Below are 17,503 nucleotides of genomic sequence, written 5' to 3'. Positions count from 1 at the left end.
CTATCCACTATTCCCCTTGGGGTTTTCCAATCTGTCCGGAAAAGAAGGTTCTTGCATCTGCGGTCAGGTCACGCCGGGAGCTTGACCGCGTGTAGAACATATGGCCGCCACGATAAAGCTTGAGGTCGACCCGGCCAGCAGCAAGTGACGAGGGCAGATGGTCAATGACGTATTTGCTGATCCCGTAGGGCGTTATGGCATCGCTGTAGCCCTGCGCGACCAACAAACGGAAAGATGGTATGACCGAGAGCAGATCGCGAATATCGCCGGTCGCGCTAGCCTGGGCTCGCATACCGCCGCTTTTGCCGCGACGACCCCATTCCCATCGCTCGTTGACATCGTTCGCGAGCAGTCTGTAGGTCAATTCGGTGCGGAAACCCAGTTCATTACGGGCGTAGCTGGCAAAAGCCGCCCCATATGAGCGCGTGAACCCATCAAGGATAGGATCGTTGCTTCGGTCAGCGTCGGACTCAGGATAAGGGTCTGAGACGGCAAACGACGCATCATAAGGACTGACAACCTCGAATTCATCGCCCTTCGAGTGCTTGACATAGGTGTTGTCGAGAAAACCGCGCGTTCTGCCCACGACCGCTTCGGGTATGCCAGTCAATTGTGAAACCCGCGCGTAGAAGGCTTTTGCCTTGTCCCCTGTCGGTTCAGGTCCCGCAAGTGTCACAAGATAATCCGTCATGGCAAATTGCTCTGCATTCCGGATCGCGCTCGAGTCGAAGGCATTTCGGCGTTCCAACTCTGCAGCAGCAAGCGAAGGAAGCTGAAGAGCCGCACCCAGCGGATACTCCCTCTCCCCGAACAAAAGCTGCCCCTCGATGAGTGGCGAGAGCATGACAATTCCCGAAACAAGAATGCCTTGATCATTCTTGAGCGCAGAGGCGACTTTTGCGGCGCGAAAACCACCGTAGCTCTCGCCAAGCAGATATTTCGGGGAAGCCATGCGCTCATTGTGATTGACGTAGAGCGCGATTGTCTTGGCAATGCTCTCCGCATCTTGGCCAACCGCATAGAAACTCGAAGCTACGCTGTCGCTCGCCGCACGACTCCAACCCGTGCCAACAGGATCGATCAGCACAAGGTCAGTGAACTCCAGCCAACTATCCGGATTGTCGACAAGCGTGGGTCTGGTACCATCCTGTCCGTTCGAGCCGAAATCGAGAATGCGTGGCCCGACCAGCCCAAGGTGGAGATATGCCGACGCGGCTCCCGGCCCGCCGTTGAAGGCAAAGGTAAGCGGACGACCCGCTTGACGATTACTTGCGACATAGGCGGTATAAAATACCTTGGCGGTTCGCTCTCCATTCTGCCCAAAGAGGCTGAGTGTGCCCGCGGTGGCCGTATACGCGAGGTCTTGCGCTCTGGTTTTCAAGGCGTGATCGGTAACTGAATCCGCAGCCAAAAGGCCCAGAATGCCGGTCGAATTGTCGCTCTCTGTCTTTGGAGTGTGTACGTTATCTCCAGCACCTGACGGCTGTCGAGATTGCCCGACTTTCCCACCATGATCATCTGGACCAACGTCTTGCCGCGCATTGTCTTGCGGAAACGCTGGCGAGGTTAGAAGTGCAAAGGCGATGGCTAGACGTAAAATGATGTGATGGAACAGCTCTTCCCCTCCTTCGATGCGGCGGCGTCGCCAAAGAGTGTATTCATTCGCGCGGGAGAGGGAACTCAACACAAATTGATCTGCATCCAGACGACGACAATCTGCCGGTACATGGCCTTGCGATGTCCATAAGATTGTAGGCCGCGTGGCAAACCAAGCACCATTCGCGCCGGATAGGATAAAAGCTGCGGGACTGGCCCGAAATTGATCTGAAGGACGAAGCCGTGTTGCGGCTCCGCCTCTCGCTCTGTCGCACTAGTGTTCGGTCATGGAATGATGTGTGAGAGTCGCCGCATTTTTGAATGGAAACGGTTTTTGAAAATGCCCGCGTCCCGCCATAAAATTGAGCTCTCGATTTGCTGCCATTGCCGCCAGCTCATCCTCATCACGTACGCCGCTCTCATAGATAGCCATGACGACGCGAGCCAGATCGTTACAGCGCTCATGGGTCCTGGGACACCGATCCAATAGCTGCGATGCTCTGTTGTGAGCCCGCTGCATGATTTCCCAGTCCGTAGTCGCGAATATTCGTTGATCTCTATCTGTGAATGCCATGACACGCTCCCATCTGTTTAGCGAGAACACATCTCAATTTGCGGACCGCCATTCCGCGAGGTCATCATTGCGGCGATATGAAAAAAGCTAAGCGCATTTTCGGTGCGGCCGCAAATCGAATTGGATTCGTTTGTCGAATTCACCACTTACCGCACTGCAAAATGCCACTCCTGATGGGCAAACTTAGCAAGAGAGATACGCGGCGATAACACCCAATTGAGGATTGCCTTTGAATGGACTTCCGGCACGGTCAATCTGTTGTTTGCTCGAGGAGCCTCATCAATCCAGTTTCAGGGCCGGTAAGCCCTGCCCGATGGGGCGGGCGCAGGAGCGAACTATCGAGTTGGCCGGCGTTGAAGTACTCCGTCACAAGGGGATGAACATAACTTGACCGTGTAACTGCAGGTGTATTGCGCAGAAATTCGCTGACATTGCGCATGGCTGCTGCAAGAGCCCGCTTCCGGGCGGAATCGGAGTTGGCATCCATCCGCGCCAGGAATTCGAGAGCACGGGCCGAACCATGAAAAGTTCTGAAATCCTTGGCGCTGACTTTTGAACCGGAGATTTCTTGCAGATATTGGTTCAGTTCTCCCGCATGCAGGCTGCGCCAGCGCTGCTTGTCCTTGTATTGGAATAGCCGTCCCCGCCGTTTCAGGGCTTTTAAGCGCCGGACGGCGGCGCGATCGCTGATTGCTATTTCGTTCTTCTTTTTCGATTTACCGGCAAAGACGAAGTTCGCGATATTGCCGTTGATCTTGAGATCGCTGTTTTTGAGTGAGGCGATGCCACGACCACCATCCTTGGCATATTTTTCATGCCCGGCCCGGAAAGCCTTTTGGTCGATCAGCTTGAGGGCAAGCGCGGCAAGCGGACGGCTTGATGTCGGCGGGCGCCGCATATCGCGGATGATGCGTTTGCGGATCCGCGGAAGTGCCTTGCCGAATGCAAGCAAGCGATGAGTTTTGATGCTGTTGCGCACCTCCTCCCACTTGGGGTGGTAGATGTATTGCCGGCGGCCAAGCGCGTCCAGGCCCACAGCCTGAATATGGCCGTCGCAATCATCACAGCAATAAACGTCGGTCCAGGCCGGCGGTATGACAAGTGCTACCATACGTTTGATGTGTGTTTGCGAGACGGGCCGTCCGTTGGTACGGATGTAATTGAATGTATCCGTCGATGCGACGCGCTTTAAGGTAAATGCTTCCGGATCAACCAGTTTCAGTCCAAGTTTCTCTGCATAATATGCATAGTCCGGCTGCATTTCTTCACCTTGTTGTTGCGGTCCAAGAACGCCTGTCGTGACGGAACTGTTCCCTGAAGCGGAAAAAAGGGGCAAGATAGAATCAACCACGCCATCTACGTATTGGAAGGAGAGCTCATGGCTCCGCGTTCATTCTGGAAAGGCTATTTGAAGCTTTCGCTCGTCACCTGCCCGGTGGCGATGACTCCTGCAACTACGGACAATGAAAAGGTCAAGTTCCATACGCTTAACCGGAAAACGGGAAATCGCGTTGTCAGCCAATATGTCGATTCCGTAAGTGGCAAGCCGGTGGATGAGGACGAAGAAGTCAAAGGCTATCAGCGTAGCGAAGACGAATACGTCATGCTGGAGGAGGACGAAATTGAGGCCGTGGGGCTTGAGAGCACGCGAACGATCGATATCGAGATGTTCGTGCCGCGCGATAGCATTGATTGGATCTGGTATGACAAGCCGCACTATCTGACACCAGACGATCCCGTGGGCGAAGAAGCTTTTTCGGTTATCCGCGATGCTATGGAGGCAACCGGTCAGGTCGGGATTTCGCGGCTGGTTATGTACAGGCGAGAGCGTGCTGTGATGCTGGAGCCGCGAGGTCGCGGCATTGTCTTGTGGACATTGCGCTACGGCGATGAAGTACGTGATCGCGATGCTTACTTCGGGGATATAAAGAATGACAAGGTCGACAGCAATCTCATGCCGTTGGTGAAAACGCTTATCGATGAGCGGATGAAGCCTTGGGATCCTAAAATGGTCGATGATCCGGTTCAGGATCGTTTGCTGGAAATTATCGCGGCAAAAAAGAAGGGCAAGAAGCGTCCGGCAAAGGCAAAGGAAAGCGCATCGGAGCCTCCAAGCAATGTCGTCAACATCATGGACGCTTTGAAGAAGAGTATCGCCAGCGAAAGCAAAACAAAAAAACGTTAACCGCGCTTTTTTGTTTTCGGCTTTTCAATTGGAGCGGCTGCTGCACGAAAATCGGCCCAAGGATCGCGTTTTATGGCGGCAAGACGCGTCGCCGTGTTCAATACCGTGAAATAAGCCGGGCCAATGCCGGGAGTAAGCTCATCCCATTCGAGTGGCATCGAAACGGCAGCGCCTGGACGCGCCCTCGTTGAGTAGGGTGCAACTGCTGTCATACCGCGCTGGTTGCGCAGATAATCGATGAGAATCTTGCCCGTGCGTTTCGACTTGGTGATCGTCGAGACATATGAGTCAGGACTGTCGGACGCCATTGAATCCGCAAGTGCTTTGGTGAAAGCCTTGACTTCCGGCCAGGTAGCTTTGGGTTTGACTGGGGCCACCACGTGGAGACCCTTGCCTCCGGAGGTCTTGATGAAGGCGGCCAGACCTGCCTGTTCAAGTCGCTCCCGGGTTTCCAATGCGCCTGCTATGACCTGTTCCCAAGGGACATTTTCACCTGGATCAAGATCCATGATGATCATGTCCGGGCGCTCCCAATCTGTGATCGTCGAACCCCAAGGGTGAATTTCGAGCACAGCCGACTGCACCAAACCGATAAGCCCGTCCAGGTCGTTGATGCTGATCAACGGTTCGTCGTCTTTGTCTTTTGGGTCGGTGACCAAGGCGATATTGGTATTGAGGCCCTTCCAGGCGTGTTTCTGAAAAAAGGTTTGTCCAGTAATACCTTCTGGCCCCCGGAGCAACGCCAAGGGGCGCGCAACGACGAAGGGAGCGATATACTTCCAGACCTCGGTATAGTAGTCCGCCAGACCTTGCTTGGTGACGCCTTCTTCCGGCCAATAGATGCGATCGGGATGGGTAAGTTTCACTGTCGGCCTCTCCGGTTGTGGCGATGCCTTTGACTTTGGCGTCTCGCGCACGACTTCGCTTGGATGCTTGTCCTCGCGCAGACCACGGAACGCTGCATGACGCAGATTGTTGTCAGCTGTCCAGGCGCGGAACTCCACCTCAGCGACAAGTTGCGGTTTCACATAGCGCACCTGCCGTGCCGCATCGGCGCTCAGCCGTTCGGCAAAGGGACTCTCCGGCGCGCGAATGCGTTCGAGCCTCCGAAACAAATCTTCCGCCACCGACGCGCTGTACCCAGTTCCGACGCGGCCAACGTGTTCAAGTTTCTTGCCATTGTAAACGCCCATGACGAGCGAGCCGATCGCCCTGCGCGACGTGGTGGATGGGACGTAGCCGCCGATGACAAACTCCTGCCGTTGGGAGCATTTGGCCTTTATCCAATCCTTGACGCGGCCGGAGCGGTATGGTGCTTCGCGAAGCTTCGACACGATACCTTCGAGGCTAAGCCGGCAGGCGTGATCGAGAATAAGAGGTCCGTTCTCTTCGAAATGGCCGCTGTAGCGGATTATCGTCGGTGCATCGGCTACGAGTTTCTCGAGCACGGCCTTGCGTTCAATCAAGGCCAGCCCTTGCAGATCAAAGCCGTCAAGATAGAGGAGGTCGAAAACGTAAAAGACGAAACGATCCGTCCGGTTGTCGCTGAGATCGGCTTGCAGGGCGGAAAAGTTGGAGGCGCCTCCAGCTGTTTCGACCACCAGCTCGCCATCTATCAGCGCCGTGCCAACTGGCAGGCTTTGAAATGCGCCAACGATTTCTTTGCCGAACTTCTTCGTCCAGTCGAGGCCGTTGCGAGTGAACAGCTTGACCCGGCCGGCCTCGATCCGTACCTGCAGTCGATAGCCGTCAAACTTTATCTCGTGAATCCAGCGCTCGCCTGAAGGCGGCTTTGGCGCAAGTGTTGCCAGCGTTGGCTCGACAAACGAGGGAAGGGGTGCCTTCCTGGCTCCGTCGATTTTTGAAGGATCAGGGACATTCGCCGCTTGGATGTCAGAAGACTGTGCTCTGGCAGCTTTGGCGGTGGCTTTGCCATTGGCGGCCTTCTTTTTATCGATCTTGCCAGTTTTTGAAGACCAGCCGGGGTCTTCGCCAGCGACATCAGCGATTTCCCGCCCGGACTTCACGGATTCAGGGCGCTCCTCAAGGATATCGGGATCGCTTTCGGTACGCGCGGAATCGTCTTCTGCCTTTATGAGCAACCAGTTTTCGCGCTTTTCGCGCGGTTTGCCGTGCATGCGAACCAGATGCCAACGCCCTGAAAGCTTTTCGCCGTGAAGTTCGAACTCCAGATGGCCCTTGGCATACCCGTACTTCTGGTCAAAGACCGGGGTCCAGGTGCCACGGTCCCAGACGATGACAGTTCCACCACCATACTCGCCCTTGGGTATCGTGCCCTCGAAGCCGCCATACTCCAAAGGATGGTCTTCCACGTGGACCGCGAGCCGCTTCTCACTTGGTACCAGGCTAGGGCCGCGCGTAACGGCCCAACTCTTCAAAACGCCATCCATTTCAAGGCGTAAATCGTAATGAAGTCGCGTCGCATCGTGCTTCTGGATGACGAAACTATTACCGGCCTTACGCGACTTGCGCCCCTTTGGCTCTGACGTTGTCTTGAAATCGCGTTTTTTCCGGTATGTTTCGAGCGCAACCATAAGAGCAAATTCCGATCATATTGAATCAGTTCTGTTTCACGGATGGCGAGGCAACGCCACGCGGAAGGTGGCGAGGCCGATGTCTTCCCATCGGACGACGCCGCCTGACAAAGTGGGTGTCCGCCAGCCGGAAACCCGAAGGGCCAGGTGAATTTGGCCCAAATCCATCGGATTTCGGCATCGTCCGATGGGAAGACATCGGCCTCGCCAAACTCCTTGGCCTTGAACCAAATTCTCTCTGGCAGAACGATCCAATATGGTCGGAACTTGCTCTTTTCAGCTCGCCTTCCTCCGTGCGGGTTCCGCCTTGGGTTTGCGGGCTTGCGTCTTTTTGGGTTTCGCTTCTTTCTTGCCCGCACCCGCGCTTTGCCGCAGCGCCTCCATAAGATCGACGACCTTCTCGGACTTGGCGGGTTGTTTCTTGGGGATCGGCTTGCCTTCGAGTTTAGCCCGAACCAGTTCGGCAAGGGCGGCCTCGTATCGGTCCTTATACTCGGAAGGGTCAAAGCTGCCGCGTTTCGTTCCGATAATATGCTTGGCAAGGTCCAACATCTCGCCCGTGATCTTCATCTCAGGGATATCGCTAAACGCATCCTTGGCTGAGCGGATCTCGTAATCGAAGTGCAATGTGTTGGCGACCAGTCCACCGTCTACTGCGCGGATCAAGAGCGTGCGAGCGCGGCGGAAAAGCACCGTTTGGGCAAGCGCCGCCACCTTCTTGTCTTTCATGCCCTCACAGATGAGGGCAAAGGCTTCCTGGCCGTGCTTGTCACTAGGTGCGAGATAATATGGTTTGTCGAAATATATATCGTCAACATCGTCCGTGGCGACAAATGCTTCGACTGATAGCGTCTTGTCGCTCTCGGGAACCGCAGCAGCAACCTCTTCGGGCTCGAGTACGATGTAGTCGTTGTCGCCAACCTCGTAGCCCTTGACCTGATCTTCCTTTTCCACAGGCTTGCCGCTGTCGGAATCAATGAATTGCCGCTGAACCCTATTGCCGGTTGCACGATTCAACGTGTGAAAGGCGATGCGGTCAGAGGTCGAGGCGGCCGTATACAGCGCCACAGGACACGAAAGCTCTGCAACCTTCAGAAAGCCTTTCCAATTTGCTCTTGGCGCCAACGCTCAACTCCCATGGCTCGTATTGCGAAATGCACTTGAGGTGGATTAGTTCCGAAACCCTTGTTGGTCCGTATGTTCGACGGCTTGATGAATGGACGGGACGGTAACAATCTTGGCAGAAGAATACAACTTGAACGGGAAATAGCAGGGTTGGCAAACAACGGCGGGCCGTATGATTAGACCGCGCCGGAGGCTCAAACCATTTTCACATACTTGATGAAAGGCGTTACTTTCGCGATCCTGTCGTAGAGTTGGCGTGCCGTCTTGTTGTCCTGATTGGTCGTCCAATAGACCGAGTGGGCGCCAGCCTTGGTGGCCTCGGCATGGACGGCTTCGATCAACGCGCGACCGATACCCTTGCCGCGCACGTCGGGGTCGGCATAAAGATCCTGAAGATAGCAAACATCCTCTATGCTCCAGTTGTGCCGATGAAACAGGTAATGCGTGAGCCCGACAGATTTGCCTTCAAACTCGGCGATGAAGCCGCGATACTCATGGTCAGCACCGGAAGTCAGCCTCGCGAATGTCGTTTGGTAGACATTTTCAGGCACTGTGGTCTCATAAAAGGTGAGATAGGCAGTCCAAAGCCGACGCCACTGGGCCTCGTCGGATTTTTGCAAGGGGCGGATTTGAACGCTCATTTATGTTTGTCTCCTGATCTGCCAGGCGCGAGATTAGGGTTGCGATTTAATGAGCGCAAGAGGTTGAAATTAGCCGACAACCCTACTGGTGCAATCCAACCATCCATCCTATATTTGGGATGGCGTTCTGCGCTTCTCGACAGGAGAGACATATTCCCCGGGGCCTTAATGATCCCTTAGGGAGCTGTCCCTGAGGAGGCCCGTGGGCTTCTTCACACGGCACCCACCTACTTTGTAGGTTCCCGGGATCGACTTCTCCATCGGTTGTGTGGACGCCGCTTTTAATTTTGTGCTCATCCCGAGCTGGAGTCCAGCTTCCAGCGCCTCATGAAGTCACCCGCTTGCAGCACCTATCCACCATCAAGGACCTGAAGAAGAATTTGAGGCTCGCAGCTCTGGCCCGCCGCGACGCGCTTTCTGCGGAGTATCGGATTGAAGCATCAATGCGGATCGCCGACGCTGGCGTCGCGTCCCTTGTTGTAGATCCAGGAACCAATGTCTCGGGTTTCTGGCCGATCCGGTCGGAAGTGGATTTGCGCCCTCTGCTTTTCCATATGCGTGAAAAAGGTGCGCGGCTATGTCTTCCGGTCATCATCGACAAGCGGACGATTCTTTTTCGCGAACTTGTGCGCGGTGCGCCGATGGTTGCCACGGGTTTCGGCACGGCTGGACCGCCCGAGGATGCGGCAGTTCTCGATCCTTCGTTCATGCTGGTCCCTCTTGCCGCTTTCGATGAGCGCGGTCATCGTATCGGCTATGGTGCAGGCTACTATGACCGTGCAATCGCGCGACTGAAGGAGATTGGCGTCAATCCCCGGTTGATCGGCGTGGCTTTTGACTGTCAGCAAGTAGAAATCGTGCCTGACGAACCGCATGACGTGCCGCTGGAGGCCGTCCTGACGGAAAGCGGGTTGCGTAGCTTTGGCTAGATCGATAAAGCCAATTAATAATCATGAGCCCCGAAGGAACGGGCGCTCTCACTCAGGATGTGCGCGTGAGATTACTTTTTCTTGGTGATATGGTAGGCCGCTCGGGCCGGACCGCCGTTTATGAACAATTACCGGGCCTTATCTCCGATCTGAAACTCGACTTTACAATCGTTAACGGTGAAAATGCGGCCGGCGGCTTTGGCATTACCGAAGAAATATTCCACGATACGATCAACGCCGGTGCCGATGTCGTCACCACGGGCAACCATGTTTGGGATCAGCGCGAGGCGTTGGTCTTCGCCGCGCGCGAACAGCGCTTCCTTCGGCCTGCCAACTTCCCGTTGGGGACGGCGGGAAAAGGTTCGGGCATATTCCTTGCCAAAAATGGCGCCCGAGTTCTCGTTTCCAACATCATGGGCCGCGTTTTTATGCATCCGGATTTGCATGATCCCTTCACGATAGCCGAAGAAATCCTGGCAGCATGTCCGCTCGGTGAACAGGCGGATGCGGTGGTCTTTGATTTTCACGCAGAGGCGACGAGCGAGAAACAGTGCTTCGGCCACTTTGTAGACGGCCGTGCCAGTTTCGTCGTCGGCACCCATACGCACGTGCCGACGGCAGATGCGCAGATCCTGAATGGTGGAACCGCCTATATGTCCGATGCGGGCATGTGCGGCGACTATGATTCCTCGCTCGGGATGGACAAGGAAGAACCGCTTAACCGGTTTCTTTCGAAAGTGCCGAAAGGCCGGTTTGAGGCCGCCAGCGGCAAAGCGACAATCTGCGGGGTCGGGGTTGAAATTTCCGACCGCACGGGCCTCGCCGAAAAGATCGCTCCACTGCGTCTTGGACCGCGACTTGAAGAAACCATTCCATCATTCTGGAAATGAGTTGACCGAAGAAGGGCGCTCACCTAAGTCGAAGCACGCACCTCTACACCATCCGGGCCACTAACCTCAGGAACGACCCCCATGGAAGCGCTACTCTCCTATTTCGATTTCATCTACACGCCGTCAGGCCTTATCGCCCTCGTTACGCTTGTCGTGATGGAAGTGGTGCTCGGCATCGACAATCTTATCTTCATTTCGATACTCACCAACAAGCTGCCGAAGGAACAGCAGGCGCGTGCCCGCCGGCTTGGTATCAGCGCAGCGCTGATCCTGCGGCTGGTTTTGCTATTTACAATCTCGATCATCGTGCAGCTGACAGAACCGATCTTCGAAGCCTTCGGTCATGGGTTTTCATGGCGCGACCTTATCCTGATCGCCGGTGGCTTGTTTCTGGTGTGGAAGGCCACGAAGGAAATCCATCACACGGTCGATCATGAGGATGCCAAGGAAGATGTCATCGGCAAGACGGTTACGCTTACGATGGGTGCAGCAATCGCGCAGATACTCGTGCTCGATCTTGTGTTTTCCGTAGATTCCATCATCACCGCCGTCGGCATGACAGACGAAATCGCCATCATGGTTATTGCCGTGCTTGCCGCCGTGACCGTCATGTTGCTTGCGGCCGAGCCATTGTCGAAGTTCATCGCCAACAACCCTACTATAGTCATGCTTGCGCTCGGCTTCCTTTTGATGATTGGTATGACGCTGATTGCCGATGGGTTTGGCTACCATGTTCCCAAAGGCTACATCTATGCGGCGATGGGCTTTTCTGCCCTTGTCGAGGCACTCAACATGCTGGCGCGCCGCAGGAAAAAGCAGCACTGATTATGATACAAGTACATTAACACCTATTGGAGGATTTGCACTCAATGACCCAGACCACTTTTGCCGAGGCTTTCGTTCCGCTCAAACTTGCCAACCGTTCGCTTCTGTACAAGGCAATCGCCGTTCTGATCGGCACAGCGCTCCTCGCAGTCAGTTCGTGGATTTCGGTCCCGATGATTCCGGTGCCAGTCACCATGCAGACCTTTGCCGTAACGATGGTCGGGGCACTTTACGGCTGGCGGCTTGGAGGCATTACTGTCATCGCATGGCTTCTCCAATCTTTCGTCGGATTGCCTGTTTTGGCTGACGGCACGCCGGGCCAGATTGCCTTTGCAGGTCCAACGGCTGGATATCTGTTTTCCTTTCCTGTTGTTGCGGTATTCGTTGGTTTTCTCGCGGAACGTGGGCTGACGCGCAATCCATTCGCGGCTTTCGGTGTCATGCTTCTCGGCAATGCGCTATGCCTCGTGCTCGGTGGGTCGTGGCTGGCAAACATGATCGGCCTCGAAAAGGCATGGATTTTCGGTGTCGCCCCATTCATCATCGGCGGCGTCCTCAAATCGGCGCTGGCTGCCGCAACGATCGAAATGTTCCGCCGCTCAGGTATCCGCCTCTCTTGACGGTCAAGCTTCGCGCGCACCATCTGCTCTGCATGCTGACCTATGTCGGCAAAGGCTATAGTCCTGCCTTTACCACCAACTATGACAAGGTCATTGCGAGGTTGGTGGTCGGCGAGGATATCCTGATCAAGGAAGGGCCGGACGATATTTGCGAGCCCCTTCTCGCGACGACCGAACCGCATTGCTTGCGCGACAGCGTTGTTGAGCGCGATACGGAAGCTATGCATGGCGTTGCTGATCTGCTTGGCAGGCCACTTCAGGTCGGCGATACTATAAATCTTGAAGCTGTGAGAGTCGGAAAATTCCGCGACGCCTTCGCGAAGGGCCAAACCCGGCGCGCTTGTATCGGTTGCGAGTGGTTTGAGCTTTGCTCCGCCATATCGAAAGCCGACTACCAAGGCACCAAACTAACGTTTGAGTAAACGGCGAAGCGACTGGTGCTGGACGAGGCGCCGCTTTTTACCTATAAGGGCGCCATTCCAGAAGCATGTTTCCGCTCGGTGCAGCCCGCTCATTGCTGGGCCCTGAAGTGAAACATCAACAACCGCAGACAAGCACGCAGGGGTGCCATGGCAGGCCATTCACAATTCAAGAACATCATGCACCGCAAAGGGCGCCAAGACGCCGTTCGGTCGAAAATCTTCTCCAAGCTCGGGCGCGAAATCACTGTCGCTGCCAAGCAGGGTCTGCCCGACCCGTTGATGAACCCGCGCTTGCGTCTGGCCGTACAGAACGCCAGGGCGCAGTCGATGCCAAAGGATAATATCGAGCGCGCCATCAAGAAGGCGTCCGGTGGCGATGCCGACAACTACGAGGAAGTCCGCTATGAAGGTTATGGCCCGGGCGGCGTTGCTGTCATCGTCGAGGCATTGACGGACAATCGAAACCGCACGGCCTCCAACGTGCGTGCGGCCTTCACCAAGGCTGGGGGCGCATTGGGTGAGACCGGATCCGTCGGCTTCATGTTCAATCGCGTCGGCGAAATCACCTACAAGCCCGAGGCGGGTAGCGCCGACAAGGTTATGGAAGCTGCGATCGAGGCTGGAGCCGATGATGTAGCAAGCGACGAAGAGGGCCACGTGATCCTGTGCGCTTTCGAAGATATCGGCGATGTTTCGAAGGCGCTGGAAGCCGCGCTTGGTGAAGCGGAATCAATCAAGGCGATCTGGAAGCCTGCGACGACCGCTCCGGTTGATGAAGAAAAGGCGCAGTCGGTTCTTCGATTGATTTCGACATTGGACGACGATGACGACGTGCAGAACGTTTATGCTAACTTTGAAGTGAGCGACGAAGTTCTGGCCAAGCTCAGCGCAGCCTGATCCTATTTAAAAATAATGACCCGCCAGGAATGTCCTGGCGGGTTTTTGTTGAACTTAGTTGACCGGTCCGTCACCACCCAGAGCTTCCATATCCGCGTCAGTCGGCCTTATTCCGGTGGCGCGATTGACCAGAATGGTAACAACCCATAGCACCACACCGATGCTTATAAGGATCCCTGCGATCTTGTATTGCACTGGATCGCGGCCCGTCCAGGGGCCTGCGAAGAAGGCACAGCAGATTGCGCCCACGATCGGTAAAAATGTCGGAGTGCGGAAATGATCGTGGTCGACGCTTTCTTTTCGCAAGACCAGAACTGCGATGTTCACGATCGTGAAAACGAACAGCAGCAACAATGCTGTTGTGCCGCCAAGCGCCGGAACTTCACCCACGAACAGAATCAGGGCAAACGCCAGCAATGTCGTGAAGGCGATCGCCAGGTATGGCGTGCGGCGTGTCGCATGCACCTTGCCGAAGATTGGCGGCAAGACATGTTCGCGGCTCATGCCGTAGACTAGGCGGCTCGCCATCAGCATGTTGATCAGGGCGCTGTTGGCGACGGCGAACATTGTGATGAAGCCGAAAATCCATAGCGGAAAATTCGGCGCCCCGGCCTGGACGACCTTGAGCAGGGGGGTTTCGCCTTCGCCGAGATCAGCAGGTGTAACGAGGGTGATGGCGGAAATAGAGACCAGCACATAGATAGCGCCGGTAATGAAGAGACCTGCCAGCAGTACTTTTGGAAAAATTCCCGACGGGTTCTTGCATTCCTCGGCCATGTTGACCGAGTCCTCGAAGCCGACCATGGCGAAGAAGGCGAGTGTGGTTGCGGCCATAACGGACCAGAACACGCTGGTATCCGGCGATGTCGCAAATTGCGTGATGCGGGAGACGTCGCCCTGACCGGCGGCAATGGCCCACAAGCCGATGAAAATGATGATCAGAAGGCCAGTAAGCTCGACCATGGTCAGAACCACATTGGCCTTGACGCTCTCACCAACGCCACGGAAATTCACGGCCGCGACGATAGCCATGAAGGCGAGTGCGACCAGCGAAATGCCAATCCCCGTTTCAAGATTGAGCTGAAACGCCCCCGAGAGGTTGGCGGCGAAAGCCCGCGATGCGGTTGAGGCCGAAGTGATGCCCGAACACATGACAGTGAAGGCGACGATGAAAGTGATGAAGTGGATACCGAAGGCCTTGTGCGTATAAAGCGCTGCGCCGGCTGCCTTTGGATACTTCGTCACGAGCTCGAGATAGCTGAAGGCAGTGACGACGGCGACGACGAACGCCACCAGGAACGGCAGCCAGACAACACCACCAACCTGTTTTGCGACCTGGCCAGTGAGCGCATAAATGCCAGTTCCCAAAATATCGCCAACAATGAAGAGGAGCAGGAGCCAGGGGCCCATGACCCGGTGAAGACTTGGTTCAATCGTCGCCCCCGCGGCGCTGCTACCTGAAGTCACGTCGGTCATCGAGTTCTCCCCCTTGTAAATGCAGATACGCGTTTGAAAAAACTATTGACGAAACAGTAGCTTGTCAAACGAGAGGGAGCGAACAACAAAAACGGCCCCGAATAATCGGGGCCGTTTTAAAATCCGGTGTACCGGAAAAACTTATATGCCGAGATTGGCGAAACGGCTCTTGAACTTCGATACGCGACCGCCACGGTCTGTCAGCTGCTGCGAACCACCGGTCCATGCCGGATGCGTGGAGGGGTCGATATCGAGGTTCATCGTATCGCCTTCCTTGCCCCAAGTGGAGCGGGTCAGGTATTCTGTGCCGTCGGTCATGACAACCTTGATGGTGTGGTAATCCGGATGAATCTTGGCTTGCATCTGTATCGTCCTAAACTAGAGGGCACAAAACCAGCGCCACTGCCTAAGTGGGGTTCCGGTCGGAGCCGATTGGTAGAGATGAAGCCAAACGTCACAGGGGCGTGGGCTTCCAAAACTGTTGGCGAGCCTATACATCAGCCTTTAAGCAATAACAAGGCCGTCTGGCCGCAAAGTCGCAAAGCGATGTGAGGAAGACCTGAGACATGGCCGATAGGGATCCATCTCACCTTCAAGAGACGGAAAGAAAGCGTCGCTCTTTGAAACCACTGCGGCGTATCTACCCATATATGTCTCGCTATCGGGGCATGATAGCTGGCGCGCTGGTCTCCCTGGTGCTGGCGGCGGTAACGACGTTGACACTTCCGCTGGCTGTCCGGCGCATGATCGACCACGGTTTTACTGGCGCAAACGGTGCTTTTATCAATAACTATTTTGGCATGCTGGTGGTGCTTGCAGCGCTTCTGGCACTCGCTTCGGGCGGGCGATACTATTTCGTCATAACACTTGGTGAGCGTATCGTTTCGGACTTGCGCCGGGATGTATTCAACCATCTGACACGGCTTTCTCCGGCTTTCTTTGATGGTACGCAGTCTGGCGAGATCGTCTCGCGCCTTACGGCAGACACGACACAGATTAAATCGGCAGTCGGTGCGACGGCGTCAGTCGCTCTCCGTAATCTCATCCTTGCGTTGGGAGCAGTCGTAATGATGGTGATTACGAGCGCCAAGCTGTCGGGACTTGTTATCGCGGCAATTCCGCTCATCATCATTCCGTTGGTCGCTTTCGGGCGATCCGTGCGCCGCCGCTCTCGTGCCGCCCAGGATACGCTGGCCAATGCCACGGCCTATGCCGCCGAATCCATTGTCTCGGTGCGCACGCTGCAGGCATTCACCAACGAGAAGCTGGCAACAACGCGCTTTGGCACTTCCGTCGAAGATGCGTTTTCGGCGGCGCGTTCGTCGGTTAAGGCGAGGGCAATCTTGACCGCCTTCGCCATCTTCATGATCTTTTCCAGTGTCGTCGCTGTGCTTTGGTTTGGCTCGCGTGATGTTCTTTCTGGTGCAATGACGCCCGGAACGCTTGGCCAGTTTCTGCTTTACGCCGTGTTTGCCGCGGGAGCCCTCGGTGCGCTTTCCGAGGTTTGGGGTGAGCTGTCACAAGCGTCGGGTGCAGCCGAACGACTGATGGAAATCCTGGCAGAGAAACCGGCAATTGAAGCGCCGGCCAATTCTGTTCCTCTGCCGCAGCCGGCCATAGGTTCGGTGAACTTTGACGACGTGCGCTTCAACTATCCGTCGCGCCCGAATGCTCCGGCCTTGAAAGGTCTCGATTTCAGCATCCAGCCGGGCGAGACGGTCGCTATCGTAGGTCCATCCGGCGCCGGCAAGAGTACCGTGTTTTCACTCTTGCTTCGCTACTACGATCCGGTTTCGGGGAGTGTCCGCGTCGATGGGCTCGATCTGCGCGACGTCGATCCTTCGGATTTGCGTTCACGCATCGCGATCGTTCCACAGGATACGACAATTTTTGCCGCGACCGCGCGCGAGAACATTGGCTTTGGCCGACCTGGCGCCACAAACGCCGAGATAGAGGCCGCGGCCAAGGCGGCACTGGCACACGACTTCATCAAAGCGTTCGACGATGGTTATGATACGCAGGTTGGCGAGCGCGGCATCACACTGTCTGGCGGCCAACGCCAGCGCATGGCCATTGCGCGGGCCATCCTGCGCGACGCGCCTATACTCCTGCTCGACGAAGCGACGTCCGCACTCGATGCTGAAAGCGAAATGCTGGTGCAGAAGGCGCTCGACCATCTGATGCAAGGCCGCACGACACTGGTCATCGCGCATCGGCTCGCGACCGTGCTGAGGGCCGACCGCATTCTCGTCATGGAAAACGGACGCATTGTCGAGGAAGGCACGCATCAGACTTTGGTCAAGAAGAACGGCATCTATGCGAGCCTTGCCAAGCTTCAGTTTGAAGCAGGCGCCGATGCCTTCAGGGGCGCTGCGGAGTAACGGCGTGATGCCGTTTCGGGGATAAAGTAAAACGTTCTGACGGATACCGTAAGTGCTCGGATTTGGCAAAGCTGCCGTGCGTGGTTCGACAAGCTCACCATGAGGGAAGTGGTGGGTTGCACGATACCCGGGGGCGTCGCGATAGGAACGTTGCTGTTTCTATCTGAGCTCCCTGCACCCCACCCAACTCCCTCATCCTGAGCTTGCCGAAGGGCGCACAGCAGCATTGCCATCCGGCAAATCACCAGCCTTCAAGGCACCCGATCAACCTCCAGACCAAAATAATCGTGGCCCACTTATCCACGCTCCCCGAACCTGAGCTATCCTATGCCCGTCCTTTCCATGGGGAGCTGCTTCCGGAGCCGTTCGAAAGTGGGGAAGGACGGC

The 17,503-nt window shown here is 55.9% G+C and carries 16 protein-coding genes and 1 other RNA gene; 9 read left to right on the top strand and 8 right to left on the bottom strand.

Translation table 11 applies throughout. The features are described from left to right. Positions 1 to 7 precede the first annotated feature (7 nt). The 3 genes from C7476_RS16970 to C7476_RS16960 form a co-directional block, all read right to left on the bottom strand. Complete coding sequence (locus C7476_RS16970) at positions 8 to 1,687, bottom strand: S10 family peptidase (protein WP_245426395.1); 1,680 nt, start codon at positions 1,685 to 1,687, stop codon at positions 8 to 10. A gap of 183 nt (positions 1,688 to 1,870) precedes the next feature. Further along, entirely contained in the window at positions 1,871 to 2,170 is a 300-nt protein-coding gene (locus C7476_RS16965) for a hypothetical protein (protein ID WP_181872479.1), read from the bottom strand. Positions 2,171 to 2,420: 250 nt separating this feature from the next. Next, positions 2,421 to 3,431: a DNA topoisomerase IB gene (locus tag C7476_RS16960; RefSeq protein ID WP_114431088.1), complete on the bottom strand. Its 1,011-nt coding sequence runs from the start codon at positions 3,429 to 3,431 to the stop codon at positions 2,421 to 2,423. Between the two features lie 117 nt (positions 3,432 to 3,548). Here C7476_RS16960 and ku (C7476_RS16955) point away from each other — a divergent pair, with 117 nt between their 5' ends. Further along, on the top strand, positions 3,549 to 4,355 hold the full coding sequence (gene ku, locus C7476_RS16955; protein ID WP_114431087.1) for a non-homologous end joining protein Ku: 807 nt from the start codon (positions 3,549 to 3,551) through the stop codon (positions 4,353 to 4,355). On the opposite strand, the gene ligD is transcribed toward ku (C7476_RS16955), so the two are convergent. The 3 genes from ligD to C7476_RS16940 all read right to left on the bottom strand — a co-directional run bounded on the left by ligD (position 4,352) and on the right by C7476_RS16940 (position 8,676). Further along, positions 4,352 to 6,910: a DNA ligase D gene (gene ligD, locus C7476_RS16950; protein ID WP_114431086.1), complete on the bottom strand. Its 2,559-nt coding sequence runs from the start codon at positions 6,908 to 6,910 to the stop codon at positions 4,352 to 4,354. The genes ku (C7476_RS16955) and ligD overlap by 4 nt on opposite strands. Before the next feature lie 276 nt (positions 6,911 to 7,186). Next, positions 7,187 to 8,035: a non-homologous end joining protein Ku gene (gene ku, locus C7476_RS16945; RefSeq protein WP_114431085.1), complete on the bottom strand. Its 849-nt coding sequence runs from the start codon at positions 8,033 to 8,035 to the stop codon at positions 7,187 to 7,189. A gap of 194 nt (positions 8,036 to 8,229) precedes the next feature. Then, positions 8,230 to 8,676, bottom strand: coding sequence for a GNAT family N-acetyltransferase (locus C7476_RS16940; RefSeq protein ID WP_114431084.1), 447 nt, complete (start codon positions 8,674 to 8,676; stop codon positions 8,230 to 8,232). Positions 8,677 to 8,797: 121 nt separating this feature from the next. Between C7476_RS16940 and ssrS the strand changes: the two genes are divergently transcribed. From ssrS to C7476_RS16905, 7 genes are all read left to right on the top strand, one after another. Then, positions 8,798 to 8,954: non-coding RNA, 6S RNA (gene ssrS, locus C7476_RS16935), on the top strand. Between the two features lie 63 nt (positions 8,955 to 9,017). Beyond that, on the top strand, positions 9,018 to 9,605 hold the full coding sequence (locus C7476_RS16930) for a 5-formyltetrahydrofolate cyclo-ligase (protein WP_114431083.1): 588 nt from the start codon (positions 9,018 to 9,020) through the stop codon (positions 9,603 to 9,605). Between the two features lie 65 nt (positions 9,606 to 9,670). After that, a complete protein-coding gene (locus C7476_RS16925) occupies positions 9,671 to 10,495 on the top strand; it encodes a TIGR00282 family metallophosphoesterase (protein WP_112524200.1) in 825 nt (274 codons plus the stop codon). 81 nt (positions 10,496 to 10,576) lie between these two features. After that, positions 10,577 to 11,320 carry a TerC family protein gene (locus tag C7476_RS16920; RefSeq protein ID WP_114431082.1) on the top strand — a complete coding sequence of 248 codons (744 nt, stop codon included), beginning with the start codon at positions 10,577 to 10,579 and terminating at the stop codon, positions 11,318 to 11,320. Between the two features lie 44 nt (positions 11,321 to 11,364). Next, positions 11,365 to 11,940, top strand: a complete 576-nt coding sequence (locus tag C7476_RS16915; RefSeq protein WP_114431081.1) for a biotin transporter BioY — start codon at positions 11,365 to 11,367, stop codon at positions 11,938 to 11,940. Continuing rightward, complete coding sequence (locus tag C7476_RS16910) at positions 11,937 to 12,362, top strand: DUF1284 domain-containing protein (RefSeq protein WP_114431080.1); 426 nt, start codon at positions 11,937 to 11,939, stop codon at positions 12,360 to 12,362. The genes C7476_RS16915 and C7476_RS16910 overlap by 4 nt, the downstream gene beginning before the upstream one ends. Before the next feature lie 147 nt (positions 12,363 to 12,509). Continuing rightward, on the top strand, positions 12,510 to 13,259 hold the full coding sequence (locus C7476_RS16905; protein ID WP_112523780.1) for a YebC/PmpR family DNA-binding transcriptional regulator: 750 nt from the start codon (positions 12,510 to 12,512) through the stop codon (positions 13,257 to 13,259). A 54-nt stretch (positions 13,260 to 13,313) separates the two neighbouring features. On the opposite strand, the gene C7476_RS16900 is transcribed toward C7476_RS16905, so the two are convergent. Together C7476_RS16900 and rpmE are read right to left on the bottom strand one after the other, a co-directional pair. After that, positions 13,314 to 14,735, bottom strand: coding sequence for an APC family permease (locus C7476_RS16900; protein WP_114431079.1), 1,422 nt, complete (start codon positions 14,733 to 14,735; stop codon positions 13,314 to 13,316). Between the two features lie 141 nt (positions 14,736 to 14,876). Next, positions 14,877 to 15,098, bottom strand: a complete 222-nt coding sequence (gene rpmE, locus C7476_RS16895; RefSeq protein WP_112523777.1) for a 50S ribosomal protein L31 — start codon at positions 15,096 to 15,098, stop codon at positions 14,877 to 14,879. Between the two features lie 203 nt (positions 15,099 to 15,301). On the opposite strand from rpmE, the gene C7476_RS16890 reads away from it, so the two are divergent. Continuing rightward, a complete protein-coding gene (locus C7476_RS16890) occupies positions 15,302 to 17,116 on the top strand; it encodes an ABC transporter transmembrane domain-containing protein (RefSeq protein WP_114431078.1) in 1,815 nt (604 codons plus the stop codon). Positions 17,117 to 17,503: the final 387 nt, after the last annotated feature.

The organism is Phyllobacterium bourgognense (assembly GCF_003337575.1).
GTDB classification, from domain to species: Bacteria; Pseudomonadota; Alphaproteobacteria; order Rhizobiales; family Rhizobiaceae; genus Phyllobacterium; species Phyllobacterium bourgognense.
This window is presented reverse-complemented; position numbering and strand designations above follow the sequence as displayed.